The sequence below is a fragment of the Arthrobacter sp. 05N428_2 genome (assembly GCF_056397065.1).
In genome coordinates this window covers 243,880-270,616 of sequence record NZ_JBFTMR010000002.1, presented here as the reverse complement: position 1 = coordinate 270,616, position 26,737 = coordinate 243,880, and the positions used below count along the sequence as shown (strand labels likewise).

Genomic DNA, 26,737 nt, shown 5'->3' with positions numbered 1-26,737 from the left:
GAGCCACGCGCTGACCCCAAGATGATGTATTACAAGTATGTCATTTAACCCACTTTTAATCCACAGGCAACGGGCTTCAAAATGTCCGGATTCCAGCCGTTTTCGCAGACGAAATCCACACCCTGTGGAGTAGTTAGCCACAATTAACCGCCCCGCGTGTCGCATTGCGGACGGCGTGTCGCACCCCGGTCTTCGGAGGAGTCTGGAGTGGCACGAAGCACTACATCCAGTGGTCGACGGCACAGCAAAGCACAGCACGGCACAGAAAGGGCGGGCACCAGCCGGTGCCCGCCCTTTCCCCACGCTTTTCCTCCAGCAAAATCGCCGGGGCCGGCTACTCCGGCCGACTGCAGAGGATCTGCTCCACGCCCATCCGAGCCTCGGCGAAGCTGCGCAGCGCGCCGACCAGGTACAGCCGCCAGACCCTGGCGATCTCGCGCCCCATCATCGCGACGGCGGCGTCGTGGTTTTCCTCGAACCGGGCATACCAGGCCTCAAGGGTCCGGACGTAGTGCCGGCGCATCGCCTCGACGCCCTCGACTTCGAGCCCGGCGCCCTCGAGGAACCCCAGGGTCTCCCCCACCGGGCGCATGTGCATGTCCGGGGCGATGAAGGACTCGATAAACGGTCCGCCGCCGGGGTGTTTGCCGCGCCGGGACATCTGCTGGACCAGCACCCGGCCGCCGGGGACCACGTTGTTGAACAGGGCGGCGGCGTACACCGGGTAGTTCCGCTGCCCCACGTGCTCGCCCATCTCAAGGGACGCGACGGCGTCGAACGGTCCGTCGGGGATCTCGCGGTAGTCCTGCACCCGGATCTCCACCTGCCCCTCGAGGCCGCGTCCCTTGATCCGGGCGTCGATGAACGCCTTCTGCTCCACGGACAAGGTGACGCCGACGACGTCGACCCCGTAGTACTGCGCCGCGTGCAGGCCCAGCGAGCCCCAGCCGCAGCCGACGTCGAGCAGCCGCATTCGGGGCTTCAGCCCGAGCTTGCGGCAGACCAGGTCCAGCTTGTCCCGCTGCGCGTCCTCAAGGCTGTACCCCTCGGGCGAGCTGCCGTTCTCCATCCGGTCTGTCCAGTAGCCGCTGGAGTAAGCCATCTGCGGGTCGAGGATCAGCGCATAGAAGTCGTTGCTGAGGTCATAGTGGTGGCTGATGGCGGCACGGTCGCGGATCAGGCTGTGCAGCTTCCCCTTCACCCGGGCCTGGCTGGCGGGCGGCTCCGGCGGGGCGCCCAGGGCGCCGGCGGCCTTGGCGATCCGTGCCACGCCGGCGAGCACGGCGGGGGTGGGGCGGACGCCGGACAGGCCGCGGTCCCTGACCACCTTCCACAGGTGCTCGAGCGCGGAGTTGAGGTCGCCGTCGACGTCCAGCTCACCGGTGACGTAGGCCTGGGCGGCGCCCAGCTCTCCGGGCGCCCAGAGCAGCCGGCGGATGGCGTCGGGCGAGTTCAGCCGCACTACGGGCGCGCCGGACGGGCCTGCCTCGCTGCCGTCCCACACGATCAGCCGCACCGGGAGTTCCCCGCCGACCACCGGACGCAAGACCTCCTCGATGGTCCCCGCCAGCGGCGCCGTCACGGGGCCATCCGTTTGCTGCCGGCAGTCTTGGCGGCAACGGTCTTGGCGGCAACCTTGTCCAGCACGATCTGCTGTACGTTCAGGTAGCCGGTCTCGAAGCCGGCGCGGGAATAGCACAGGTAGAACAGCCACATCCGCTGGAATATCGCATCGAAGCCGAGGCCGCGGACGTCCTCGCCGCGGTCCATGAAGCGCTCGGACCAGAGCCGCAGGGTCTGGGCGTAGTGCTCGCCCATCGCCAGGCGTTCCCGGACCCGGAGTCTGGTCTGCTTCTCCGTGACCTCCTCGATGGCGCGGACCGACGGGATGACGCCGCCGGGGAAGATGTACTTGTGCACCCAGGTGTAGCTGGTCCGGGTCGCGATCAGCCGGTCGTGGCCGATCGTGATTGCCTGGATGGCCACCTTCCCGCCGGGGGCCAGCACCCGCTCGATGGTCTGGAAGTAGGTGGCCCAGTACTCGTAGCCGACCGCCTCGATCATTTCGACCGAGACGACGGCGTCGTACTCGCCTTCCACGGCCCGGTAGTCCTTGAGTTCGATCGTGACGGCGTCGGCATAGCCTGCCTCGGCTACGCGCTGGCGGGCCAGTTCCTGCTGTTCGCTGGAGAGCGTCACGGAGTAGACGCTGGCACCCCGGGCCGCGGCCCGGAGCGCCAGCTCGCCCCAGCCGGTGCCGATTTCCAGCACCCGGGTGCCCGCCTTCACGCCGGCCTTGTCCAGCAGCCGGTCGATCTTTGCCTGCTGCGCGGCGGCCAGGCCGTCCCACGCCACGTTCCGCAGCTCCTCGCCGCTCTCCGGGAAGAGCGCACTGGAGTAGGTCATGGTGCTGTCCAGGAAGGTCGCGAACAGCTCGTTGGACAGGTCGTAGTGCCGCGAGATGTTGGACCGGGTGTTCTGCTCGGTGTTGCGTTCGGTCCGCGGCGTGCGGGGCAGGTAGAGGCCGCGCAGCTTCTGCAGCGGCTCGGGCACCAGCGATCCCGCCCGGGCGGCGAAGACCTCCATCACCGCGGTGAGGTCGTCCGCGTCCCAGTCCCCCGCCATGTAGGACTCGCCCAGGCCGATCAGGCCGCCGTCGCCCAACCGGGCGGCGAAGGCCTCCGGCCGGTGCATCGTCATGACCGGGACGGACCCGTCATGTCCCGATGCATGGCCCGGCGCCCCCTTGCCCAGGACGGTGCCGTCGGGGTAGCGCACCTCCAGCGGAAGCCGGCGTACGGCGGCCCGGAAGATGGCGTCCGCGGCGCGGCCCGCGAGCTTGGCCTTCAGGCCGGACGGCACGACGGCGACACTGGGCCAGATCGCGGCGTCGATGACGGCGGGTGCCTGCGGCACCGTATACGGCACGGCCGGGACCGTCTGCACCGGGTTCTTATCCGCAGGATTCTGCTGCCCGGCATGGGATCCGGTCGCTTCGGTCATGGTCACTGGACTGCCTCCTGTGAAGAGTGGTGTGGTCTTTTGATGATGGGCAACCGACGTGCCCAAAGCTTGATTCCCTGCCAGCGGATCTGCGCTGCTACCCGCAACGGCGCCAGCGGGACGGCGAGCGCCGCGGCCAGAACGTGCGGCACCGTCGCCTCGCGCCGGACCCCATCCACCGTGGCGACGAAGGGCTTGTGCCCCTCGCGCTCCAGGACGATGGAGACTGCGAGCCGTTCCTCGGGTTCGGGCAGCTTCATCCGGTACTGGCCGTCGACGTCGTTGAACGGCGAGACGTAAAACGCCTTGGGCACGGTGGCCCGGCCGGCGTCGTCTGTCTCCAGCAGGTAGCAGTGCCGCTCCCCGTAGGTGTTGTGGACCTCGGCGACCACGCAGCGCAGGTTCCCGTCCGCGGTGTGGCACCAGAACAGTGTCAGTGGGTTGAAAACGTGGCCGAGGACGCGTGCGCTGGCCAGCATGGTGATCCGGCCGCCGTCGAGCGTGATGGCCTGGGTGGCGAGGTACCGTTCGACGTTGCCGCGCAGTGTTCCGTCCGGGTCGCCCAGGTGGTCGGCGGCGGAGAATCTGGCCAGCGGGGCGAGCCAGCGCGGCAGCGCGGGGAGGGCGTCGACGTCGACGTACCAGCTGTAGCTGCGGTAGGTGAAGGCGTTGCGCAGCGGGGTGCGCCGCACGTGAGCGATGGAGGTGCGGTAGATGGCTGCGTTGCTGCTCATGCGCCCTCCAGGGCAGCTGTCTGCAGTTCGGGTGCCTGCAGTTCGGAAATAGCGGCAGGCTCCCACTCGCGTCCCAGCCTGGCCGCGGCACGGACGCCGGACAGGGCACCGTCCTCGTGGAAACCCCAGCCGTGGTACGCGCCGGCGAACGCCAGGCTGTCGTCGCCCAGGCCCTGGATCTGCTGCTGGGCGCGCAGCGAGTCCGGGGTGTATTGCGGGTGTTCGTAGACCATGCGCTCCAAAACGGTGCTGTCGCCGATCAGCTCGGACTCGCCGAGGCTGACGATGTAGCGCTTGCCGTCCGCTGGTTCCAGCCGCTGCAGCCGGGTCATGTCGTAGCTGACCAGGACCCGGTCCGGGCGGGCGTCGCAGGAGGGCAGCCGGTAGTTCCAGGAGGCCTTGGCGTTCTCGCTGGCGGGCAATACGGCATCATCGCGGTGGAAGACGGTGTGGTTGACCGAGTACGGCATGCCGGCCAGGGCGTCCCGCTCGGCGGGCGAGGCGTCCTCCAGCATCCGCAGCGCCTGCGCCGGGTGGGTGGCGATCACGACGGCGTCGAAGTATTCGGTACTCTCGTTTCCTGCACCCTGCTTTCCGGTGCGCTGCTGGGTGGTGATCTCCACCCCGCCGGCGGCGCGGCGGACGCGGGTCACCGGGCTGGACAGCCGGATGTCCGGCAGCGTCGCGGCGAGCTTATCCACGTAGCTGCGCGAGCCGCCGGTAACCGTGCGCCACTGCGGGGAACCCTTGACCCCCAGGAGTCCGTGGTGGCCCAGGAAGGTGAAGAGGTAGCGTGCCGGGTAGGCCAGCGCCGTGGTCGGGTCGCAGGACCAGACGGCGCTCACCACCGGGGTCATGAAGTGCACGATGAAGTAGCTGCTGAATTTCTCGCGGTCCAGGAACTCGCCGAGCGTCAGCTCGGCAGCCGGGGTACCCGTCGTCGTCCTTCCCCTGCGGGGCTTTGCCCCGGCGGCGTCGGCTTCGGGAGCGTCGGCGGCGTCCGCTTCGGCGAGCAGGGCGCGGGCCCGGCGGTGGAACCGGGTGACCTCCAGCAGCATCAGCAGGTAGCGCCCGCGCAGCAAGGTGGAAGCATTGGGAATGATGCCGCGCGCGCCGGCCCGGGCCCCGGCGTACTCCAGCCCGCAGCCGTCGCAGCGGATGGACATGCTCATTTCCGAGTCCTGGGTCTGCACGCCCAGTTCCTTGAAGAGCCGCAGCAGCGTCGGGTAGGTCCGTTCGTTGTGCACGATGAAGCCGGTGTCCACACCCAACATGGAGCCGTCCGCTTGGGGAACGTCGTGGGTGTGGGCGTGGCCGCCGAGGCGTGCATCCGCCTCGAACACCGTCACCTGGTCACGCCGGTTCAGGATGTAGGCGGCGGTGAGTCCGGCCACCCCGCTTCCAATCACGGCAACGCGCCGTCCTTCCGGGATGCCTGCTGCTTGCTGCACTGGTCTGCTCCTGTTGCTTCGCCTGAATTGTCCGGATGAATCTTCTTAGGGGCAATTCGTCACCGCTCGGCATCCGGATGAGTGCGATTTTCCGCCGGCTGCCAGAAACCAATGTGCCAGAATGAAGCGGGATTCCGCTCCCGCCTCACCGTAACCACCGAAGGGCAGCCTTTGATCAACCCCGTGCACCTCCGAACGCTGGTGGAAGTGGTCCGGCTGGGCTCGTTCGCGGCGGCCGCCACACGGCTGGGCTACACGGCGTCCGCGGTGTCGCAGCAGATGTCCGCGCTGGAGCGTGACACCGGGGTGGGCTTGTTCCAGCGCTCCGCGCGCAGCATCCATCCCACGGACGCCGCCGTCGTGATGACCCGGCACGCGGCCAAGGTCCTCACCGATATCGACGCGCTGATGGCGGCGGCGGCCCGCACCCGGGACAGCGCCGGCCAGGAGCTCCGGCTGGGCATCTTCCCGTCCCTGGCCACCTACGTCCTCCCCCAGATCCTGCAGAACCCGGCGTGGAAGAACCTGGGCATCGAGCTGCGGGTCTCCGTGGCCGAGCCGGGCCAGACCATCCAGGGCCTGCGCACCGGCGGCGAGCTCGACGTCGCCCTCGTGTACCAGGTGGGGCAGTCCGGGCTCGCCTGGCCGCATACCGTCAACCGGCAGTGGATCGGCGACGACGACTTCCGGGTGGTGCTGCCGGCGGGCTGGGGCATCGGACCGGAGTCCAAGGTGGCCGCCGACCACCTGTCCGAGATGCCCTGGATCATGCACCACCCCGGGACCTCCGACGCCACCGTGATCGAACGGCTCTTCGCCAGCTGCAACCTGCACCCGCGCGTGGTGGCCTACAGCGACGACTTCCACGCCAGCCTGGAAATGGCCGCCGCCGGGCTCGGCGCGGCGCTGGTCCCCGAGCTGGCCCTGCTGCACCGGCCCGCGGGCGTGGTGGTGCTGGACGTCCCCGAGATCCGGCTGGCCCGCAACGTGTTCGCCCTGCTGCCCAAGGAACAGCAGACAGCGCAGGTCCAGCTGTTCGTGGAACTGCTGTCCGACACGCTCCACAAGCTCGGCACCACGCGCCGGGACTGAGGTCCAAGGCTGTGCCGGCGCGGGCTGCGCGGCCGCGCGCTGGCCGGGTGCGCTACCGCTTGCCGCGCTTCGGCTTCTTCCCCGGCGGCGCCACGAGGGTGCTGATGATCCGGTGTTTGGCCTTGGTGTAGGGCGGGTAGATCAGCGTCAGAGTCTCGGGCCAGAGCGGCTTGGACAGGGTCGCGCGTTCGTGCGAGAAAGTCCGGAGCGAATGCTCGCCGTGGTAGGCGCCCATGCCGCTGCTGCCCACTCCGCCGAACGGCAGCCCGGGCACTGTCAGGTGCGCGGCCGGGACGTCGATGCACAGCGCGCCGGAGGAGGTCTGTTCGGAGAACGCGCGGCGGGTGTCGGCGTCGTCGCTGAACACGTAGAGGGCCAGCGGCTTGGCCCCGGCGTTGATCATCCGGATCGCCTCGTCCCGGCCGCTGACCGGGACCAAGGGCAGCAGCGGCCCGAAGATCTCCTCGCCCATCACGGCGTCCCCGGGCGCAGGCCGGAGCAGGGTCGGGGCGAAATGCCGGCTGGCGGCGTCGCGCTCGCCACCGTGGACCACGGTGCTCCCGTCCGCGAGCGCCGCGAGCCGGTCGAAGTGCCGGTCATTGACGATCCGGCCGTAGGAGTCGCTGCGCGCCGAATCCGGCCCGAACAGCGCCGCGATGGCCTTGACCAGCTCGCGTTCCAGCGGCACCAGCACGTCCTCGGTGGCGAGGATGTAGTCCGGTGCCACGCAGGTCTGCCCGGCGTTCATGAACCGGCCCCAGGCCAGCCGCTTGGCCGCCTTGGCCAAGTCCGTGGAGGCGTCGACGTAGGCCGGGGATTTGCCGCCCAGCTCCAGGGTCACCGGGGTCAGGTGCTCGGCGGCAGCGCGCAGCACCACCTTGGCGGCCACTTCCCCGCCGGTGAAGAAGATGTGATCGAAGCGCATGGCCAACAGCTCGGTGGTCTCGGGGATCCCGCCCTCAATGACCTCCGCCGCCCCCGGCAGGTATTCCGGGACCCAGCGGGCCAGGGCGGCGGACGTGGCGGGCGCGTGTTCGCTGGGTTTGAGCACCACGGTGTTGCCGGCGGCCAGGGCTCCGGCCAGCGGCGCCAGCAGCAACTGCAGCGGGTAGTTCCAGGGTCCGATCACCAGCACCACGCCCAGCGGGGTGAGTTCGGTCCAGGCCTTCGCCGGCTGCACGGCCAGCGGCACGGACACCGGCCGGGGTCGGAGCCAGGCTTCGAGGTGCTTCTCCAGGTGCGCGGCTTCCGCGGTGACGAACCCGATTTCCGTCAGCTGCGCCTCCGTTTCGTGCTTCCCCAGATCGCTGGCCAGCGCCGCGGCGAACTCCCGGCGGCGGTCCACCAGCATCCGCCGCAGGCTGCCGAGTTGTTCCAGCCGCCAGGCCAGCGGGCGGGTGGTTCCGCTGTCAAACACTTCGCGGGCACGGGCGACGGCGGCGGCAACAGTTTGCATCCGATCAATGTACCGGGCTCCCGGCGTGCCCGCGGGCCGGTATCGGATAAATGCCGGGAATGCTGGAAGGTGCCTGTCTTGAGGACTATGTTGAAGATATGAGCAAGGTAGCGAGCCAGCACTTTGGACAGATCGAGCTCAACCACGGCCGTGACCATAATTTCGCCGCTAAACACGAACTGGCGGGCCAGACCCTGGAACTTGACCTGACCGTGAACGCGCACGACCACTTCGACGAGGCGGCGCTGCACAAGGTCGATTACCGGCTGCGCTTCCTGCCCGAGGTGGTCGACCAGGTCCGCGAAATGATCGCCGAGGAGCTGGAGCAGGAAGGCACCAGCCCGCAGGAATACCTGCGCTTCCACTGCAACGCGCTGAAGCCCGAGACGCTGCGTCAGATCTTCGGGGTGCAAGATCGGTCCCAGCTCACCACGCAGGTCTTCCTGAAGGCCCTGAAGCTCGGCCATGTGGGCATCTTCCCCGGCCAGCCGGAGCGCTACTTCGTCCTCGATTTCACCCTCGGCGCGCACTTCACCGACGAGGTGCTGGTGGCCTCCGCGGACGAGGACGGCGTCGTCGACGACGAGATCGTCTGGGAATCCTGACGCGAGTGCTCCGTAGCGGCCCTTTTGAGGGGTCAAAAGGGCGGTTACTCAGCAGTGGATGGATAGAACGTACGACGCCGGCCGCTCACCTCGCGAGGTGGGCGGCCGGCGTCGTTGTTCAGCCAGTTGGTCCGGCGGTGAGCGTGCCTACTGGGCCGTCTCGAGCAGGCCGGCGCGGACCGTCCGGGTCGCGGCCACCAGGTTGCGCAGCGACTCCTCGGTCTCGGCGTAGCCGCGGGTTTTCAGGCCGCAGTCCGGGTTGACCCACAGCTGGCGGGACGGGACGTGCTTGACCGCGGTGCTGAGCAGCTCGGTGACTTCCTGCTCGCCGGGCACGCGCGGGGAATGGATGTCGTAGACGCCCGGGCCCACGCCGCGGCCGAAGCCGTGCGCCTCGAGGTCGTGCACCACCTCCATCCGGGAGCGGGCGGCCTCGATCGAGGTGACGTCGGCGTCGAGGCCGTCGATCGCGTCGATGATGGCGCCGAATTCGGAGTAGCACAGGTGGGTGTGGACCTGGGTGGCGTCCGCGGCGCCGGCGGTGGTTAGGCGGAAGGACTTCACCGACCAGTCCAGGTATGCGGCCTGGTCGGCCTTGCGCAGCGGCAGGAGTTCGCGCAGCGCCGGCTCGTCCACCTGGATGATCTTGATGCCGGCGGCCTCCAGGTCGGCGATCTCGTCGCGCAGGGCAAGGGCCACCTGGTTGGCGGTTTCGCCGAGCGGCTGGTCATCCCGGACGAACGACCACGCCAGGATGGTGACCGGGCCGGTGAGCATGCCCTTCATCGGTTTGCCGGTCAGGGACTGCGCGTACCGGGCCCATTCCACCGTGATCGGGGCGCTGCGGGTGACGTCGCCCCACAGGATGGACGGGCGGGTGCAGCGTGAGCCGTAGGACTGGACCCAGCCGTGCACGGTGACGTCAAAGCCTTCGAGGTTTTCGGCGAAGTACTGGACCATGTCGTTGCGTTCCGGCTCGCCGTGGACCAGGACATCGAAGCCGAGCTCCTCCTGCAGCTCCACGACGCGCTTGATTTCGTTCTTCATCAGCTGTTCGTACTGCCCCGTGCTGAGCTCGCCCTTGTTGGCGCGGGCCCGGGCAGTCCGGATCTCGGCGGTCTGCGGGAAGGAGCCGATGGTGGTGGTGGGCAGCGGCGGCAGGTGCAGGGTCTTCTCCTGGGCCGCTTCCCGGACCGCGTACGCGGAGCGGCTGAAGTCGGCGTCCGTGAGGGCGGCGGTGCGGTTCCGGACCTCGGCGCGCAGCACGCCGTCGGCCTCGGCGCGGGAGGCAATGATGCGGGTGGCCTCCTCGATGGCCGGCTGGACGGCGTCGGGGTCGCTCAGCAGCCCGGCGAGGATGACAACCTCGGCGGTCTTCTGGTCGGCGAAGGCCAGCCAGCTGCGCAGCTGCGGTTCAAGCTGGACTTCTTCCTCGACGTCGTGCGGGACGTGCGCGGTGGTGGTGGAGGTGCTGACGGCGAGCGTGGCGACGGACCTGCGCAGCTCGGCGATCTTCGCCGCCGAGGCGGCGAGGTCGTTGCGCCAGATGTTGTGGCCGTCCACGACGCCGGCGACGAGGGTTGTGCTGCCCAGCGCGGCCAGCGCCGCGGCGGCGGGGACGCCGCCCTTGAAGACGTCCAGGTGCAGGGCGTCGATGCCGGTCGCGGCGAGGGTGCCGAGCTGGCGATCGAGCGCGCCGTAGGGGGTGGAGACGAAGAGCCGGGGCCGGTTCGCGGCGGCGGAGAGCACCTCGTAGGCGCGGGCGACGGCGGCCTGGACTTCGCCGGCGGGGGTGTCCTGGTCCACCACGAGCGCGGGCTCGTCGAACTGGACCCAGCTGGCGCCGGCGTCGGCAAGCTTCTCCAGCAGGGCGGTGTAGGCGGGGAGGATGTCCTCGAGGCGGGACAGCGGGCTGAAGCCGGCCGGCGCATCGTCGGAGGCCTTGCTCAGCAGCAGGAAGGTGACCGGGCCGACGAGGTACGGCCGGGTTTCGACCCCGTTGGCGAGGGCGTACTCGAATTCCTCGACGATCCGGTTGGACGTCACCGAGAAGGCGGTCTCCGGGCCGATTTCCGGGACCAGGTAGTGGTAGTTGGTGTCGAACCACTTGGTCATTTCCAGCGGCTGCTCATCCTTCGTGCCGCGGGCCAGGGTGAAGTAGCCGTCGATGCCCAGCTGGCCGTCGGCGTCGAGGAGGTTGCCGAAGCGGGCCGGGACGGCACCGAGGTGGGCGGCTGCGTCGAGCACCTGGTCGTAGTAGGAGAAGCTGCCGGGGACGGCGGCGGCTTCGGTCAGCCCGAGGCCGGTCAGGCGCTTGGCGGTGCCGAGCTGGATCTCCTTGGCGGCGGCTTCCAGGGCGGCGGCGTCGATTTTACCGGCCCAGTAGGACTCGACGGCCTTCTTCAGTTCACGGCGCCGACCGATGCGCGGGTAGCCGAGGATCGAGGCGGACGGGAAGGGCGTGGCGTTGGTGGAAGGCTGCTGTTCAGTCATGGGAAAGTCCTTGGATTGGTGAGGTTCGTCGGGGGGTTCGTCAGGGCGGCGGTTCAGCTGGCGAGCTGGCGGCGGCCGGCCGGCCGCTGGCTGCCGCGGTGCGCTCGCGGCAGGGCAAGCTTGTCCAGCACCTCGAGGGCGCTGGCGTGCTCGTTGAAGGTGTAGAGGTGCAGGCCGGGGGCGCCGGCGTCCAGGGCCGCGTTGGCCAGGTCCACGGTGGCGGCCACCCCGATCCGGTTGCGTTCGGCGGCGGTGGCGGCGGACGCGAGCCGTTCGATGAGTTCCGGCGCCGGTTCGACGCCGGTCAGTTCGCCCAGCCGGGTGAGCCGGCGGACGCTGGTCAGCGGCATGACGCCCGGGATGATCGGGATGGTGACACCGGCCCGGCGGGCCCGGGACAGCAGCTGGGCGTACTGCTCGGTGTGGAAGAACACCTGGGTGATGGCGAAGTCTGCACCGGAGCGCTGCTTGGCCAGGAGCACTTCGACGTCGTGCCCCTCGCTGGGCGATTCCGGGTGCCGTGCGGGATAGGCGGCGACCCCGACCGCCACCTTGCCGGCGCACAGCATTGCCGAGCGTCGCTGCTCGACGCGGCGGATCAGCTCGATCAGGTCCTGGGCGTAGCGCAGCGATCCATCGGCCGGGAGGGCCCCGCCCTTGGGCTGGTCGCCGCGCAGGGCCAGGATGCCGCGGACGCCGACGTCGAGCAGTTCGCCGATGACGTCGGCCAGCTCCTGCGGGGTGTTGCCCACGCAGGTCAGGTGCGCCAGCGGCCGCAGCGTGGTCTCCTGCACCAGGCGGTTGATGAGTTCGACGGCGGTGTCGCGGTTGGATCCGCTGGCGCCGTAGGTCACGGAGACGTAGTCGGGGCTGGTGGATTCCAGTTCCCCGATGGTGGTCCAGAGTGATTCCGCGGCGGCGGGCGACTTGGGCGGAAACAGTTCGTAAGACAGGGCCACGGGGGCCGTGCCGGCTAGATTTGGATGTGCGTCAATGAGGCTTGGTGGAGACATTTGCGTCCTTAGCTGTGGGCCATCGACGAGCTGCAGGCCGGAATCCGGCGCTGCCGCCAATGAGTTGAGTTTGAGGAACACGGAGGAAACTTCAGCAGGACGCAGCCGCGACTGGTACGCCTGATACGAAGGTCTCCGTGAGCAAATGTCAGGCCCACATGGGGGCACCCACATCCTCCTTGGCCGCCCGCTGGGAATTTCCAGTGGCCCGGCCTGCAGCGGAGGATCGCTGACACGTTACCGCGGTAACTTGTCTACGACTCTAAGGCCGGCAAACGGCCCGGACAAGCCATTCGCCGAATTAAGACGTGTCTTTACGCCGCCGAAGGGCCCGCAGCAGAAGATTCTTCGGAGAAGTGGGTCCGTTCTTTCGGCCCTCCCCATGGCCGCGGCGCAGGTCTATCCTGAGGGCATGATCCAGCTACCAGCCAGTTACCAGGAGTACCTCGCCGGCCAGAGCGAGGGCGTGATCAACGCCGTCCGCCCCATTTTGATGCAGTCGGCCGCGGACAAGCGGCACGGGGTCCGGGTGGTGATCCACCCGCACGACCACCAGGCCCACCTGGACGAGACCATCCCGTACGGGACCGTCATCGAGGACATCGACTGACGTCTGTAGTTTCGGGCAGGGGCTGGGGCAGGGTCTAGGAGCAACGGACGAGGGCAACCGACGCGGGCCACCGACGGTTCGGGGCCTAGCCCTCCAGCAGGAGGCGCTGGGAGCGCGGAGCCAGGGTGTGCTCAAGGACCAGGCAGGCAGCGCCGACGGCGGCCACGTCCTCCCCCACGCCCGTGCCCACCACCTCCATCCCGTGGATCTTCCGGGTGGCACTGTTCTCCTGGACCAGGGCCGGGATCTGTTCCAGGTACGCCGGCGCGAGGCAGCTCCAGAACGGCCCGCCAAACACGACGCGGTCCACGTCCAGGGCGTTGGTGACCGCGGAGACGGCCCGGCCCACCAGCACGGCGGACTCCCTGATGATCTCCATCGCCGCCTCGTTGCCGCCGTAGGCCAGCGCGCAGAGTTCCGCGAAGTTTTCCTGCACCGCCGGAGCGCTCCGATCCGTGCGGGCGCCCACCAGCACGCCGGCGGCCTCGGCCCTGGCCACGAGCGCCTGCGGGATGGCCGAGGATTTCACGCAGCCGCGCTGGCCGCAGTCGCACAGCGGACCGTCGGGGTCCACGATGATGTGTCCGATTTCCCCGGCGTTGCCGGAGCTGCCGCGGATGACCTCGTCGTTGAGGACGATCCCGCAGCCGATCCCGGTTCCCATGTACATGAAGACGAAGCTGCCAGCGCCGCTCGGACCGCCGGCCCAGGTCTCGGCCACCGCGGAGCTGGTCACGTCCTTGTCCAGCAGCGTGGACAGCCCGGTGGCTTCGGCAAGGGCGTCGCGCAGCGGAACGCGTTCCCAGCCCGGCAGCAGCGGCGGATCCACTACCGCGCCTTCCTTGAGGTCGATCGGTCCCGGCGAGGCGACGCCCAGCCCCGCGACCTTCGTGCGGTCCACGCCGGAGTCCTCGATCAGCTGCCCGATGGCGGCGGCGATGATGGCGATGATGGATTCCGGCTCGGCGCCTGAGGGGGTCGTGATCCGTGCGTGCTGGACGACGGCGCCAACCAGGTCCAGCAGGACGATGGTCAGGACCGCGGGATCAAGGTGCACGCCGACTGCATACATGCCGCCCGGGTTGAGCCGGAGCATGGTCCGCGGCTTGCCTGGTCCGGAGCCTTCCTTGCCGGCCTCGACGATGAGACGCTGGTCCAGCAGCCGGCGGGAGATGTTGGAGATGGTCTGCGGCGAAAGTCCGACGATCTGTGCGAGCTCCACCCGGCTCAGCCCGCCCGGGGCGCGCCGGATGGCGTCCAGGATGACGGTGAGGTTGAAGTCCCCCATCCGCGGAAGGTTGGTACCGCGCCGCGGCGAGGGTGTGCGGATCTCAGTCACTGATACCTCTGTGTTCTAAGGCCTTCGGCGGAGCACTGCTGATGTCAGCATGCTACGTCACACGGGGCCCCGATCCCGCACCCTCCGGCTTCACAGTTGCGAGGATTCCGCCCGGCCACGCGACAGCCGCCGCCGGTGGCGCTACGGTCGTGGCCTGCGAACGCTCGCGGTGACTGTGAATTTCGGATTTCGGCCCGCCTCGCGGGTGGGGCCGACCAGCCGTTCCAGCGCCGGCTGGTAGCGCAGGTGGCTGTTGAAGACGGTCCACAGCTCGCCGCCGGGCACCAGGACCCGGGCCGCGGCTTCGATCAGCTTGATCCCGGCGCCGGCGTGAACCGCGGCCCCGAGATGGAAGGGCGGGTTGAGCAGCACCAGCTCGGCGCACGCGTCCGGCAGGGTGCTCATCGCGTCGTCCTGCAGGACCTCGATTTGCCCGTCCAGGCCGTTGGCACGGGCGGTCGCCCGGGCGGATTCGACGGCGGCCGCGGACCGGTCGGTGGCGGTGACCCGGGCCTCGGGGTGGCTGCGGGCGTACAGCGACGCCAGAATCCCAGTGCCGCAGCCGAGGTCGACGGCGTGCGCGGCGCTGGGAAGGTCCGGCAGGAAGTCCAGCAGGAAGCGGGTTCCGATATCGAGCCCGGTGCCGGCGAACACCGCACCCCGGGCACAGACCGTCAGGTTCAGCTCGGCGTTGCGCTCCGTGAGGGGGAACCGCGGGGCGCCGTCGACCGCTTTCGGGCCGCGGGCCAGCAGGATCCGTGATTTTTGCCGTGCCAGTTGGGGCTGCACCTCGCTGAAGTAACGGTCCAGCACAGCGTTCATGCCCAGGCTCATGTGCTTGACCCTGCCGCCCGCCAGCAGGACCACACCGGGCGCGGCGCGCCGGGCGACGGCGTCGGCAATCTCTTCCAGCTCGGCAAGGGACCTGGGCAACTGGAGCAGGACCAGCTCCGCGCCGTCGACGGCGGCCTCCAGCGGGAGCTGTTCGAACCCGTCGGCGAAGCCGGCGGCAGCGGCATTACGGCGCAGCGCGCGTTCGCCGGTGATCAGGTCCTCGTGCACCCGGACGGCGCCGCTCCCCTCGGCCGGCAGCACGCCCAGCGCCAGCACGCCGAGGGTCAGCGCGCCGTAGCGGTCACCGACGACGGCGGTTCTGCCCCCGGTCGGCGCCCCGCCGGCGGCCTGCAATTCCGCCGCGGTGTCCAGCAGCAACCGGTCGGTGGCGTCCCAGGCCTGCAGGTTGGCGGCCTCAACGTCCGGGAATCGCCGGAGGCGGGAGAACAGGGAATTCAGGCTGTTGTCCGCCATGCGGGGTGCCGCCGTTTCTTGTCGGGCCGTTCCGGTATCCATTCCGGTTCAGGCCTGGGTGGATTGCAGGGCTTGGCGGGATGCCGGGCCGGTCAGCAGGTTGACGATGCCGGCCACGGCGGCCCGGCCGGCGCGGTTGGCCCCGATGGTGGACGACGACGGGCCGTAGCCGACCAGATGTACCCTAGGCTCCGCGGCGACGCGGGTGCCGTCCATGGCGATGCCGCCGCCGGGCCCGCGCAGGTGCAGCGGCGCGAGGTGCTCCAGCTCGGCGCGGAATCCGGTGGCCCAGAGGATCACGTCGGCGGCCAGGAAGCTGCCGTCCGCAAGCCGCACTCCCCCGGGCTCGATGCCGGTGAACATCGGGTGGCGGTCCAGCACGCCGCGGGCGGCGGCAGCGCGCAGGGCGGGGGTCCAGATCAGGCCCGTCACTGCCACGACGCTCTGCGGCGGCAGGCCCTGTCGGACCCGTTCCTCGACGAGGGCGACGGCGTCGTGGCCGGCCTGGCGGTCGAAGGCGGCGTCGCGCCAGACCGGTTCGCGCCGGGTGAACCAGGTGGTGGCGGTGACCTTGGAAATCTCGTCGAGCAGCCCAACGGCCGAAATGCCGCCGCCGACCACGATCACGTGCTGTCCGCGGAACTCTGCCGCGGACACGTAGTCCGCCACGTGAAGCTGCCGTCCGCGGAAGCTGGACTGTCCCGGATAAATCGGCCAGAACGGCCGGGTCCAGGTGCCCGTGGCATTGATCACGGCGCGCGCCGACCAGGCACCGCCGGAGGTGGCGACGCGCAGCCGGCCGGCTGGATTGCTGTCTTCGCGGGCGACGGTGCGGACCTTGACGGGCCGGTGGATGGCGAGGCCGAGTTCAGCCTCGTACTCGCCGAAGTAGCGGCTCAGGAAGCTCGAGCTGGCCTCCTGCGGGTCCACCGACGGTTGCGGGATGCCGGGGAGGTCGCTGATGCCGTTCACAGTGGCCATCAGGAGGCTTTTCCAGCGGTGCCGCCAGGCGCCGCCGGGGCCGTCCTCGGCGTCGAGCACCACATACGTCAGCGGACGGTCGCCGCCGTCTGGGCCGCTGGCCGGGTCGGCGCCGTCGCCGTCCGCGAGTGGGACGGCCGGGACGAAGCCGCGGCGCTGCAGGTGGTAGGCGGCGGAGAGTCCCGCTTGTCCCGCCCCGATGACGACGACGTCGGCAAACCGCGGGGGCGGTTCCTGCGGCGGGAGGGACAGGTTCACGATCCACATCCTAGTTGGGCGCTAGTTGGCCGTTAATTGCTTGAGGCCCCGCTCGGTGAGCGGGGCCTCGTTCGGTGGAGCTGAGGGGACTCGAACCCCTGACCCCCTGCATGCCATGCAGGTGCGCTACCAGCTGCGCCACAGCCCCGAATCTGTCCTTGGCGAGCGCCTCCGGGGAGCCGGTTCGACCAAGCAACCTGATCAGCTTAATCTAGATTCGCGCTCGACGCTAATCGGCGCGCGGTCGCGGCGCCGCCGTCCGTTTCCGCGCCGGCCGAGGACCCGCGGAAACAAAAAATCCGCCGGAATCTTGCGATTCCGGCGGATCATCCGGTGGAGCTGAGGGGACTCGAACCCCTGACCCCCTGCATGCCATGCAGGTGCGCTACCAGCTGCGCCACAGCCCCGGATTTTGGCTGCTCCGACTTGTTCTGCTCGAAGCAACTCAAATATCTTAGAACAGCCCTTGCGAAAATTCCAAATCGGGCATATTCAGGCTTTTGGGCGGGACGGGCGGCCGGTCTACTCGGTTTCGGTGGCGGCAGTAGCCTTGGCGGACGCGTCGTCGCCCAGCTGAAGGTCAACCACCGGGCAGTCCTTCCAGAGGCGCTCCAGGGCGTAGAAGACGCGGTCTTCCTCGTGCTGGACGTGGATGATGACATCGGCGTAATCCAGCAGCACCCAGCGTCCGCCGGAGCGGCCCTCGCGGCGGACCGGCTTGAGGTCGAACTTGGAGAGCTCATCCTCGATGCCGTCGACGATGGCGTTGACCTGGCGCTCGGACGGGGCCGAGGCGATCAGGAACACGTCGGCCAGGGCGAGCCGCTCGCTGACGTCGAGGGCGACAATGTCTTCGGCCAATTTTTCCGCGGCAGCACGGGCTGCGTGGCGGGCTGTGGCGATGGATGAATCGGTTGCAGTCACGGGACTCCTTGTTGAAGATGAGAACTTGTTGAAGAAAAAACTGTTGAAGATGAGAACTCTTGGATGTTGACGGCGCGGGCTGGGCCGGCGTCGGTGGCCGCGGGCCGGCACGCGGCCCGGCTGGCCATGCGCTGCAGGGTGGCGGCTAGTGGGCCATGCCGGTGATGATCAAGATGACGCCGACAATGAGCGCCACCACCCCGAGCGCCAGGACACCGAGCTGCAGGGCGCGGAGACGCCGAGCCCTGCCCAGGCCGGCCGTGGCGGCATCCAGCGGATCCAGCCCGTAGGCGGCGTTGGCGGCGACGGGCGGCCGTGCGGCGTAATCCTCCTCCGACACCGGTGTTTCGGGATGCACGGGGGTAGCTGTTACGGCCGGTCTCCGGCCGGCAGCCTGCGCGGCAGCTTCCGCCCTTGCCAGGACACCGGAGCGACCCTTGACCGCACCCGCGTCGCGCTGCCGCGGCGAACCGGGACGGCGTGGGGTCCGTCCTGGCCGGACCGTGGGGCCCGGGTTGGTGACCAGCGGGACGTATGACGTGGCAGGGCGCTTCATGACCGGCCGCTCCACGCCAGGGATTTCGACGAATTCCAACGGCGTGACCATCGCAAGATTGCTGGCCGTCGACGGATCATTCCGCGGCTGTTCGCCGCGTTCGGCAGGCTGGCTGTTCTGCTCCGCCAGCTTCTGCTTCGCAGCCGCCCGCCGGTTCAGCACGGCGGCGCGCTCGGCCAGGGCAATCTGCTCGGCGAGTACTTCAGGGTTCACCGCGTCGGGATCGGTGGCGGCGATGTGCTCCATCTTCGCCGCTTGGTTGCGGGCCTGCTCGGCGAGGAGCTCACGCGCGGCCAGGGCCTGTTCGACGCTCATACCGTCGGGCAGCTTCCCGCCGGAGCCCGGCGCTCCGGCAGCCCGGCCCGGTGCGGGAGGAGCCTCCGGCGCGCTGGGCGGCGGCGCCGCGGAGACCGGCGCCGTGGAGACCGGCGGGGCCACGGGGTGCGAACGGGTGCGCGGCGAGGGCATCGGAACGATCGGATTCGCGGAGGTGGCGGGGGCCGTTTCCTCGGCCAGTTGCTGGAGACGGAGTTGGCGGCGCGTGAGCGGCCCCCCGGCGGACAGCTGGCCTTCCTTCTCGGCGAGCTCCTTGATGGTGCGCAGGGTCGCCCGGTCGCGGGCGCGGATCTGCGAGGACCGCTGGTTCGAGGTGGTCTGGACGGCGTCCACCGGACCGGTCACGCGGCGCCGGCCGCTGGTTTCGGCCTCGGTCGGCTCCTCCGGACGCGCCGAGAAGGCGGGATTCGCGCCGCCCTTTCCAGCGCCGGAGCCTGCCGAGCCGCCCTGTTGCGGAGCAGCCGGAACAGCACCGGCACCAGTGGTGCCGGTGCCCGGGTTCACTTCCTGGCGTTCATCCCTGGCCCGGCGCAAATCGCGGCGGCTGCGGATGGGAGGCTGTTCCTGACTCATTCAAGGCTCATTCGGTGCTGGCGGTTTGGTTTGGTTCGAGGACCGGCTCGGACTCCGGGAAGTCGTGCCGCGGAGCAGGCTGGTCATACAGGTCGTACTTGGCGATGTATTGGACCACGCCGTCGGGCACAAGGTACCAGACGGGGTTTCCCGCCGCGACCCGGGTCCGGCAGTCCGTGGAGGAGATCGCCATGGCGGGCACCTCCAGCAGGCTGACGTCATCGCGGCCCATGCCGTCCAGCACGTGTCCCGGCCGGGTCACCCCCACGAAGTGCGCCAGCGACCACAGCTCGTCGATATCTTTCCAGGAAAGAATCTGGGCCAGCGCGTCGGCGCCGGTGATGAAGAAGAGGTCGGCATCCGGCCGCAGCGTGCGCAGGTCCCGCAGGGTGTCGATGGTGTACGTGGGGCCGGGACGGTCGACGTCGACCCGGCTCACCGTGAACCGCGGGTTGGAGGCCGTGGCGATCACTGTCATAAGGTACCGGTGTTCGGCCTCGCTGACATTCCTGCTGTTCTTCTGCCAAGGCTGCCCGGTGGGGACGAACACGACTTCGTCCAAGTCGAACTTCGCCGCGACCTCACTGGCCGCGACCAGGTGGCCGTGATGGATCGGATCAAACGTGCCGCCCATCACACCGAGTCGCAGGCGGCGCTTGGCGCCGTGCTGCTTCACTGTGGCGGAAATATTAGTGGCCCGGGCCCGGGTGCTTCGCCGGGTGCTGGCGGTGCGGATCCGCGTGCTCCTCGACGGCCTCGTGGCGCTTGCCGAGGTTGCCGTAGGACAGCGTGATGAACATCAGGACCAGCAGGATCACGAACATCGTGCCACCGATCACGAACGGCGGCGCGATGAGCGGCGCTAGTTCCTCGTGTTCGACGGCTGCGGCGACGGACGTGGCGATCTGCTGAAACAGCATGTTCTCCCCTAGTAGGTTTCCAAATTGACGACGGCGGCGGTTCCCGCCGTTCCTGGCTTCTGTTCCATGTTACCGCGTTGCTAGGCGCGGATCTGGCCTTCGCCCTGGACGATCCATTTCGTCGTGGTGAGCTCGGTCAGCCCCATCGGGCCGCGGGCGTGCAGCTTCTGCGTCGAGATGCCCACCTCGGCGCCCAGGCCCAGCTCTCCGCCGTCGGTGAACCGCGTGGAGGCATTCACGATCACCGCGGCTGAATCCACCTCGGCGATGAACCGCTCGGCGTTGGCGAGATCGTTGGTCAGGATTGCCTCGGTGTGCCCGGTGGACCAGGCGCGGATATGCTGAACAGCTTCATCCAGCGAGTCCACCATCGCCACCGCCAGGTCGAGGTCCATGTATTCGGTGGCCCAGTCCGCCTCGGTGGCGGGAACGGAGTCCACGGCGGCCGGGAGCGCGGCCCGGATCCGTCCGTCGGTGTGCAGGGTGACGCCGGCGGCACGCAGGGCCGAGGCGACGGCGGGCAGCACGGTGGACGCGGAGTGCACCAGCAGCGTCTCCACGGTGTTGCAGACACTGGGGCGCTGGGTCTTGGCGTTGAGCAGGATTTCCACCGCCATCTTCTCGTCCGCCGAGGCGTCGAGGAAGATGTGCACGTTGCCCTCGCCGGTTTCGATGACGGGCACCGAGGAATTCGTCACCACTGTTTGAATGAGTTCGCGTCCGCCGCGGGGGATCAGCACATCGACCCGGCCGCGGGCCCGCATCAGCACATTTGCGCCGTCGCGCCCGTACACGTCGACGCTCTGGACGGCGTCGGCCGGCAGGCCAACGGAGTCTAGGGCATCGCGAAGGATGCTCACGAGCGCCGCATTCGTGGCGGCGGCCGCACTCCCGCCGCGCAGGATGACGGCGTTGCCGCTCTTGAGCGCCAGTCCGGCGATGTCCACGGTGACGTTGGGGCGTGCCTCGTAGATCGCTGCGACGACGCCCATCGGGACGTTGATCTGGCGCAGGCGCAGCCCGTTCGGGAGGGTCTGGCCGCGCACCACATTGCCCACCGGGTCCGGCAGGGTGGCGAGGTTCTCCAGGGCCGCGGCGAGGGCCTGGACGCGGGCCCCGGTGAGGGTGAGCCGGTCCAGCAGGGCCGCGGAGGTGCCGGCGGCCCGTCCGGCCGCGACGTCCTTGCCGTTGGCGGCCAGGATCAGGTCCTTGTGTTCCAGCAGTGCGGCGCCGACAGCCCGCAGACCGCGGTCTTTCAGCGCCCGGTTGGCGTGGGCCATCCGGCGGGAGGCGGCCCGGGACCGGTCGGCAACGGCGTGCACTGCGGCTTCGAGCTCCGGCGCGGCCGTCGGCGGGCCTGCGGCGGGCCCGTCGTGTACCGGCAGGTCGGGGTGCGAAGTCAGGGCCTCAGTCATGCTCCAAGTTTAGGCGAGCGGAGGGCTTAGACCAGCACCAGGTCGTCAACATGAACAACTTCACGGTCATAGCCGCGCCCCAGCGTCTTGCCGAGTTCACGGGTGGAGCGGCCGAGCATTTGCGGCAGTTCGGCGGCGCCGTAGTTCACCAGTCCGCGGGCGATCACGGTACCGTCGGTGCCGACCATCTCGACGGCGTCGCCGGCTTCGAAGTCGCCGTGCACGGCGGTGATCCCGGCCGGCAGCAGCGACGTGTGGCGGTCCCGCACGGCGCGGACGGCGCCGTCGTCGAGCACCAGCCGGCCCCGTACGGAGGCCAGGTGCGCCAGCCAGAGCAGCCGGATCGGTTTCCGGGCGCCGTTCACGGAGAACCAGGTCCCCACGTCCTCCCCCGCCAGCGCGGCGGCCGCGTTCGCGGTGGAGGTCACGAGCGCGTGGATCCCGGATCCGGCGGCGATGGACGCGGCCTCGACCTTGGTGACCATGCCGCCGGTGCCGATCCCGGCTTTGCCGGTGCTGCCGATCGAAATCCCTTCGAGGTCGCGCGGACCGGAGACGTGCGCGATCCGCCGGGCGCCGTGCACGGGCGGACCGTCGTACAGCGAGTCGACGTCGGACAGCAGGACGAGGGCGTCGGCGCGGACCAGGTGCGCCACGAGGGCGGCGAGCCGGTCGTTGTCGCCGAAACGGATTTCATGGGTGGCGACGGTGTCGTTTTCGTTGACGACCGGGACCACGCCGAGGTTCAACAGCCGGTCCAGGGCGCGGAAGGCGTTGGTGTGCTGGCTGCGGCGCATGAAATCGTCGGCGGTCAACAGGACCTGGCTCACGGTGACGCCGTGCGCGCCGAAGGCGTGGGTGTAGCGGGCCATCAAGAGGCCCTGGCCCACGCTGGCGGCGGCCTGCTGGGTGGCGAGGTCGCGGGGGCGCTTGGCAAGCCCCAGCGGCGCCAGCCCGGCCGCGATCGCGCCGGAGGAAACGAGGATGATTTCGGTGCCGGCGTTGCGCTTGTGCGCTAGGGCATCGGCGAGGTCGGTCAGTGCCTCCTCGGCGATGCCGCCCTTGATGGACGTCAGCGAGGAAGAACCGACCTTGACCACGATCCGGCGGGCGCCGGAGAGCACGGCGCGGCTGGCTGCCCCGGCCGCGCCGGGAACGGCGACGGCGTTACTCGTCATCGGTTTCGCCGACTCCACTCTCCTTGAGCGGCTGTGCGGCGCGGCGGCCGCTGACCGATTCGGTCCAGATGCCGGCCTTGCGCTCGGCTTCCAGCTCCGCCCGGGCGGCGGCCTTCGCGTCGCGGCGCTCCTGCTGGTCCTCGCGCTTCTGGCCGCGCGTGGGTCGGTCGCCGATGTCGGCGAAGCGCACGTCCGTGCCGCGCGGGGAGGCCAGGAGTTCGGCGCCGGCCATCATGGTCGGCTCCCAGTCGAAGACGACGCCGTCGTCCTCGCCGATGACGACCATGTCGCCCGGCTTGGCGCCCTGCTTGAACAGCTCGTTTTCGACGCCCAGCTTGGCGAGGCGGTCGGCGAGGTAGCCGATGGCCTCCTCGTTGGTGAAGTCGGTCTGCTTGACCCAGCGGACCGGCTTGTCGCCCAGCAAGCGGAACAGCGGCTCCAGGCCCTTCTCCTCGCGGCGGATCGTGAACCCGCTTTCGTTGACGGCGCGCGGTCGCAGCACGGGAGCGTGGACCTTGGGCGGCGTCGCGGCCACCGCGTCGCGGGCGGCCTTGACGATCTCGGCCATGGCGAAGCCGAGCTGGCGGAGCCCTTCGTGGCTCGTCGCGGAAATCTCGAACACCTTGTAGCCGCGGGATTCGAGTTCCGGACGGACGAATTCGGCCATGTCCTTGCCGTCGGGCAGGTCAACCTTGTTCAGCGCGACCAGCCGGGGGCGGTGGTTCAGCGGGACGACTTCGCCGTCGGTCCCGCTGTAGCTCATGTCCACGGCGTACTTCTCGAGCTCGGCTTCAATGATGGCGAGGTCCGAGAGCGGGTCACGATCCGATTCGAGCGTGCCGCAGTCCAGCACGTGCACGAGGGCGGCGCAGCGCTCGACGTGGCGCAGGAAGTGGTGGCCCAGGCCCTTGCCTTCGCTGGCGCCCTCGATCAGGCCGGGCACGTCGGCGATGGTGAAGCGTACCTCGCCGGCCTGGACGACGCCCAGGTTCGGGATCAGGGTGGTGAAGGGGTAGTCGGCGATCTTGGGCCGGGCGGCCGACATGGCCGCGATCAGGCTGGACTTGCCGGCGGAGGGGAACCCGACCAGGGCGATGTCAGCGATGGACTTCAGTTCCAGGACCAGGTCGCTGGATTCGCCTTCGATGCCGAGCAGCGCGAAGCCGGGGGCGCGGCGCTTCTGCGAGGACAGGGACGCGTTGCCGAGGCCCCCGATGCCGCCGGCGGCCGCGATGTATTCGGCGCCTTCGCTGACGAGGTCGGCGAGGACGTCGCCGGACTTCGTCTTCACCACGGTGCCCACGGGCACCGGCAGGATCAGGGTCTCGCCGTTTTTGCCGCCGCGCCAGTCGCCCATCCCGGGGCCGCCGTTGGTGGCGTGCCGGTGCGGGGCGTGGTGGTAGTCGAGCAGGGTGGTGGTCTGGGGATCCACGCGCAGGATGACGTCGCCGCCGTTGCCGCCGTTGCCGCCGTCGGGACCGCCGAGCGGCTTGAACTTCTCGCGGTGGACGGAGACACAGCCGTGGCCGCCGGTACCGCCGGATACGTGCAGTACTACCCGGTCTACAAAGCTCGCCACGTGGATCTCCTCAGTGCTGTTCCCTGGTCCCGCGAGGGCCCAAGATGATTGTAATGCGGTTAAAACACCGGTGGAGCGGACCTAATGGCCCGCCCCACCGATTTAGAACTTGTTGTTACTCTGCAGCTGCAGCAGCCACGATGTTCACAACGCGACGACCGCGGCGGGTGCCGAACTCGACAGCGCCGGGGGTCAGGGCGAACAGGGTGTCGTCGCCGCCGCGGCCAACGCCGGCGCCCGGGTGGAAGTGGGTGCCGCGCTGGCGGACGATGATCTCGCCTGCGGAAACTACCTGGCCGCCGAAGCGCTTGACGCCGAGGTACTGGGCGTTGGAGTCACGACCGTTGCGAGTGGAACTCGCGCCTTTTTTATGTGCCATTTGAAATGCCTGCCTTTAAATTCTGGGGAATCTGCTGAAAACCTGAACAGTAACGGGAAGTTACTTGATACCGGTGATCTTGACCTTGGTCAGTTCCTGACGGTGACCCTGGCGCTTCTTGTAACCGGTCTTGTTCTTGAACTTCTGGATGACGATCTTGGGACCACGGAGGTCTTCCAGGATCTCAGCCGTAACCGTTACCTTGGCCAGGTCCGCAGCAGCAGACGTGACCTTGTCACCGTCCACCAGGAGCAGTGCGGGCAACTCAAAGGTGCTGCCGGCTCCACCGGGGACGCGGTTCAGGGTAACGAAGTCTCCAACGGAAACCTTCTCTTGGCGGCCGCCTGCGCGGACAATCGCGTACACCACTGGGGAACTCACTTCTCTCGACGTTTATTACTAGATTTGCGTGCGGAACCTGGGGCCAAAGACTTTGGACCGGCTCACGCTGTGCCTCAACGCCGGTGGATTCCCCGGGGGAACCCATGAGCTATCCTGTGGAAAATCCGGCCCGTAGCTACGGGTGAACTGTTCCTCAAGGTCATAACCCAAGTGTTGGCGTAAGCACCGAAGATCAAGACTACGCTAATTTCGCCTTCGGCCGCAAACGAGGCTGGTCCCGGCGAGTAGTGCGTGACGGGAGCCACACCCTGTCCCCGGGGGGCCAAAGCTGGGCTGCCGCAGCGACTTCCGGAACCGCGCCCCATTATCCTACCGGTTGTCCCGGCCCGGTCCGTTCAGGCGTGCAGCCTCGGCGCGTCGAAGAACTCCACCTCGTAGCGGGTGGACTGCGCGAAGGCGGCCGCCATTGCGGCGCGCTCCCCCTCGGACCCCCGCAGGGCTGCCGCGTCCGTGTACCTGACCGCCTCCCGCGTGGACTCCGCGAAGGCCTCATCCGCGTAGGTCCGCAGCCACTCCGCATACGGGTGCGTGGCCGGGGCGCCGGCGGCGAGGAATCCACGCTGCAGCGTGGCGCCGACCTCGGCGTAGAGCCAGAAGCACGGCAGCGCCGCGGCCACGAGCACGCCGTAGCTGCCGGCGAGCGAGGCCGCATGCAGGTGGTCCACGTAGGCCTTGGTGACCGGTCCCTGCTCCGCCTGAACCGTGCGGCCGGCCAGCCAGTTCCGGTGCAGCTGGGTTTCGACTTCGAGGCACTGCTGCGCCGACCGGGACCAGAAGAGTTGTTCGGCTTCGGACGGCGCGAGCGCGGACGCCCGGGACAGCACCCTGGCGTAGCCGTTCAGGTACAGGGCGTCCTGGCCGAGGTAGTAGGCGAAGTCCTGTTCCGGCAAGGTGCCGTCGGCGAGTCCCTTGATGAAATCCAGGTCGTAGATCGCTTCCAACCCCGCCGCGGCGTGCCCGTCGAGTGCCGCGGCGAAGTCCCCCACGGCGGGCGCGGGCGCGGCCGGCACGGCAACGTGCTGCCACTGGTGGAAGTGGTGCACCGGGCCGTTGCCGTGTCCGACGTCCAGCTGCCCGGCTGCGGTGAGCGCGCCCAGCAGCCACGGCTTGACCTCCCGCAGTGCCGCCTCCCAGTCCCCCGCCCTGGCCTGCACCGTGGCGAGCGCCGAGGAAAGCGAGCAGCCGGTGCCATGGCTGTTGCGGGTGGCGATCCGCTCGCCCGGCACCACGACGGTCTCTTGGCTGAGCAGTCCCCCGGTGTTGACCAGCGCATCCGGGCAGCCTGCGCCGTCGTCGTGCAGGTGGCCGCCCTTGACCAGCACCGTAGTGCCAGCCCGGGCGGCGAGCCGCTTGCCCTGGGCCAGCGCACCGGGCCAGTCCGCCGCGACCGGTTCGCCCAGCAGGATGGCCAGTTCGGCCAGGTTCGGGGTGATGAGGTCCGCCAGCGGGAGCAGGGCGTGCAGGGCGGTCTCGGCGGATTCCTGCAGCAGCCGGTCACCGCTGGTTGCCACCATCACCGGATCCAGGACCACGACGGCGGGGCGGACCTTTTCGAGCCAGACGCGGACGGCGTCGATCACCGCGGCGTCGCCGAGCATGCCGATCTTGACGGCGTCGATGGTGATGTCATCGCTGATCGCGTCCAGCTGGGCGGTCAGGAAGGATGCCGGCGGAACGTGGACGGCCCGCACCCCCTGGGTGTTCTGGGCTGTCAGCGCGGTGATGGCTGCCATCCCGTAGCCGCCGTTCGCCGCGATGCTCTTGAGGTCGGCCTGGATCCCGGCCCCGCCGGAGGGGTCGGAGCCGGCGATGGCCAGGACACGGGGTAGCGGTGGCGCGGGGGTGGCGGCTACCGGTGCCGTGGCCGGGAAGGCGGACTGCAGGATGAACGAGGGCTCACGCCGTGAAGAAGCCGGCGGGGTGGGTGCTGAGTGCGTCGCTGAGAACAAGAGACATCCCTTCGCCGGTGCTAACCGGACAGGTTCAACGGGTTTGGATCTCAGCCGGCTTGTTGCTCGGCACCCCGTGTCAGTCCCCCAGCCTAGCCGTTCGGAGGCCGGCGGCTCCCGCTCCGCGTTAACGAACTCGCGGGTTCGGTCCGGGCCCGGCGTATCGATACGCCGAGCCGGGAC

At 69.2% G+C, this 26,737-nt stretch carries 23 protein-coding genes, 2 tRNA genes and 1 riboswitch; of the genes, 3 read left to right on the top strand and 22 right to left on the bottom strand.

Annotated features, from left to right (window positions below; all coding sequences use genetic code 11):
- Positions 1-334: 334 nt before the first annotated feature.
- The 4 genes from AC1DGI_RS02975 to AC1DGI_RS02960 are packed head-to-tail and all read right to left on the bottom strand — an operon-like array spanning position 335 to position 5,188.
- Positions 335-1,582 (bottom strand): class I SAM-dependent methyltransferase, encoded by a 1,248-nt coding sequence (locus tag AC1DGI_RS02975; RefSeq protein ID WP_476897696.1) that lies wholly within the window; start codon positions 1,580-1,582, stop codon positions 335-337.
- Positions 1,579-3,009 carry a class I SAM-dependent methyltransferase gene (locus AC1DGI_RS02970; RefSeq protein ID WP_476897695.1) on the bottom strand — a complete coding sequence of 477 codons (1,431 nt, stop codon included), beginning with the start codon at positions 3,007-3,009 and terminating at the stop codon, positions 1,579-1,581. The genes AC1DGI_RS02975 and AC1DGI_RS02970 overlap by 4 nt, the downstream gene beginning before the upstream one ends.
- Entirely contained in the window at positions 3,006-3,737 is a 732-nt protein-coding gene (locus tag AC1DGI_RS02965) for a DUF1365 domain-containing protein (RefSeq protein WP_476897694.1), read from the bottom strand. Before AC1DGI_RS02965 ends, AC1DGI_RS02970 begins: the two co-directional genes overlap by 4 nt.
- Positions 3,734-5,188 carry an NAD(P)/FAD-dependent oxidoreductase gene (locus AC1DGI_RS02960; RefSeq protein WP_476897693.1) on the bottom strand — a complete coding sequence of 485 codons (1,455 nt, stop codon included), beginning with the start codon at positions 5,186-5,188 and terminating at the stop codon, positions 3,734-3,736. Before AC1DGI_RS02960 ends, AC1DGI_RS02965 begins: the two co-directional genes overlap by 4 nt.
- Positions 5,189-5,359: 171 nt before the next feature.
- Between AC1DGI_RS02960 and AC1DGI_RS02955 the strand changes: the two genes are divergently transcribed.
- Entirely contained in the window at positions 5,360-6,280 is a 921-nt protein-coding gene (locus tag AC1DGI_RS02955) for a LysR family transcriptional regulator (RefSeq protein WP_476897766.1), read from the top strand.
- A 52-nt stretch (positions 6,281-6,332) separates the two neighbouring features.
- Here AC1DGI_RS02955 and AC1DGI_RS02950 read toward each other — a convergent pair whose 3' ends face one another.
- Complete coding sequence (locus AC1DGI_RS02950) at positions 6,333-7,736, bottom strand: aldehyde dehydrogenase family protein (protein ID WP_476897692.1); 1,404 nt, start codon at positions 7,734-7,736, stop codon at positions 6,333-6,335.
- A 98-nt stretch (positions 7,737-7,834) separates the two neighbouring features.
- Between AC1DGI_RS02950 and AC1DGI_RS02945 the strand changes: the two genes are divergently transcribed.
- A complete protein-coding gene (locus tag AC1DGI_RS02945; protein WP_441402435.1) occupies positions 7,835-8,341 on the top strand; it encodes a DUF2004 domain-containing protein in 507 nt (168 codons plus the stop codon).
- 147 nt (positions 8,342-8,488) lie between these two features.
- Here AC1DGI_RS02945 and metE read toward each other — a convergent pair whose 3' ends face one another.
- On the bottom strand, positions 8,489-10,834 hold the full coding sequence (metE, locus tag AC1DGI_RS02940; protein WP_476897691.1) for a 5-methyltetrahydropteroyltriglutamate--homocysteine S-methyltransferase: 2,346 nt from the start codon (positions 10,832-10,834) through the stop codon (positions 8,489-8,491).
- 53 nt (positions 10,835-10,887) lie between these two features.
- Positions 10,888-11,847, bottom strand: coding sequence for a methylenetetrahydrofolate reductase (locus tag AC1DGI_RS02935; protein WP_476897690.1), 960 nt, complete (start codon positions 11,845-11,847; stop codon positions 10,888-10,890).
- Positions 11,848-12,259: 412 nt separating this feature from the next.
- On the opposite strand from AC1DGI_RS02935, the gene AC1DGI_RS02930 reads away from it, so the two are divergent.
- A complete protein-coding gene (locus tag AC1DGI_RS02930; RefSeq protein ID WP_441401849.1) occupies positions 12,260-12,457 on the top strand; it encodes a hypothetical protein in 198 nt (65 codons plus the stop codon).
- Between the two features lie 85 nt (positions 12,458-12,542).
- On the opposite strand, the gene AC1DGI_RS02925 is transcribed toward AC1DGI_RS02930, so the two are convergent.
- The 15 genes from AC1DGI_RS02925 to AC1DGI_RS02855 form a co-directional block, all read right to left on the bottom strand.
- The gene (locus AC1DGI_RS02925) at positions 12,543-13,796 is read right to left on the bottom strand and encodes an ROK family transcriptional regulator (protein WP_476897689.1); all 1,254 of its coding nucleotides are present in this window, start codon (positions 13,794-13,796) and stop codon (positions 12,543-12,545) included.
- A gap of 141 nt (positions 13,797-13,937) precedes the next feature.
- Positions 13,938-15,104, bottom strand: coding sequence for a class I SAM-dependent methyltransferase (locus AC1DGI_RS02920; RefSeq protein ID WP_476897688.1), 1,167 nt, complete (start codon positions 15,102-15,104; stop codon positions 13,938-13,940).
- A gap of 48 nt (positions 15,105-15,152) precedes the next feature.
- Positions 15,153-16,343: an NAD(P)-binding domain-containing protein gene (locus AC1DGI_RS02915; protein WP_476897687.1), complete on the bottom strand. Its 1,191-nt coding sequence runs from the start codon at positions 16,341-16,343 to the stop codon at positions 15,153-15,155.
- A gap of 75 nt (positions 16,344-16,418) precedes the next feature.
- A tRNA-Ala gene (locus AC1DGI_RS02910) sits at positions 16,419-16,491 on the bottom strand.
- Positions 16,492-16,677: 186 nt separating this feature from the next.
- Positions 16,678-16,750: transfer RNA gene (locus AC1DGI_RS02905), tRNA-Ala, on the bottom strand.
- A gap of 115 nt (positions 16,751-16,865) precedes the next feature.
- Positions 16,866-17,267, bottom strand: coding sequence for a ribosome silencing factor (rsfS, locus tag AC1DGI_RS02900; protein WP_441403513.1), 402 nt, complete (start codon positions 17,265-17,267; stop codon positions 16,866-16,868).
- 145 nt (positions 17,268-17,412) lie between these two features.
- On the bottom strand, positions 17,413-18,732 hold the full coding sequence (locus AC1DGI_RS02895; protein WP_476897686.1) for a hypothetical protein: 1,320 nt from the start codon (positions 18,730-18,732) through the stop codon (positions 17,413-17,415).
- Positions 18,733-18,739: 7 nt separating this feature from the next.
- Positions 18,740-19,408: a nicotinate-nucleotide adenylyltransferase gene (gene nadD, locus AC1DGI_RS02890; RefSeq protein WP_441402646.1), complete on the bottom strand. Its 669-nt coding sequence runs from the start codon at positions 19,406-19,408 to the stop codon at positions 18,740-18,742.
- 13 nt (positions 19,409-19,421) lie between these two features.
- Complete coding sequence (locus tag AC1DGI_RS02885) at positions 19,422-19,652, bottom strand: hypothetical protein (protein ID WP_441402645.1); 231 nt, start codon at positions 19,650-19,652, stop codon at positions 19,422-19,424.
- Positions 19,653-19,732: 80 nt separating this feature from the next.
- Positions 19,733-21,067: a glutamate-5-semialdehyde dehydrogenase gene (locus tag AC1DGI_RS02880; protein ID WP_476897685.1), complete on the bottom strand. Its 1,335-nt coding sequence runs from the start codon at positions 21,065-21,067 to the stop codon at positions 19,733-19,735.
- Between the two features lie 26 nt (positions 21,068-21,093).
- Positions 21,094-22,245, bottom strand: a complete 1,152-nt coding sequence (proB, locus tag AC1DGI_RS02875; protein WP_476897684.1) for a glutamate 5-kinase — start codon at positions 22,243-22,245, stop codon at positions 21,094-21,096.
- On the bottom strand, positions 22,235-23,824 hold the full coding sequence (gene obgE / locus AC1DGI_RS02870; protein WP_476897683.1) for a GTPase ObgE: 1,590 nt from the start codon (positions 23,822-23,824) through the stop codon (positions 22,235-22,237). Before obgE ends, proB begins: the two co-directional genes overlap by 11 nt.
- Positions 23,825-23,939: 115 nt before the next feature.
- Positions 23,940-24,203 (bottom strand): 50S ribosomal protein L27, encoded by a 264-nt coding sequence (rpmA, locus tag AC1DGI_RS02865; protein WP_009372867.1) that lies wholly within the window; start codon positions 24,201-24,203, stop codon positions 23,940-23,942.
- 60 nt (positions 24,204-24,263) lie between these two features.
- Positions 24,264-24,572 (bottom strand): 50S ribosomal protein L21, encoded by a 309-nt coding sequence (gene rplU / locus AC1DGI_RS02860; protein WP_018773353.1) that lies wholly within the window; start codon positions 24,570-24,572, stop codon positions 24,264-24,266.
- Positions 24,573-24,940: 368 nt separating this feature from the next.
- Entirely contained in the window at positions 24,941-26,488 is a 1,548-nt protein-coding gene (locus AC1DGI_RS02855) for a bifunctional hydroxymethylpyrimidine kinase/phosphomethylpyrimidine kinase (protein ID WP_476897765.1), read from the bottom strand.
- Positions 26,489-26,543: 55 nt separating this feature from the next.
- Positions 26,544-26,641: riboswitch (TPP riboswitch) on the bottom strand.
- Positions 26,642-26,737: the final 96 nt, after the last annotated feature.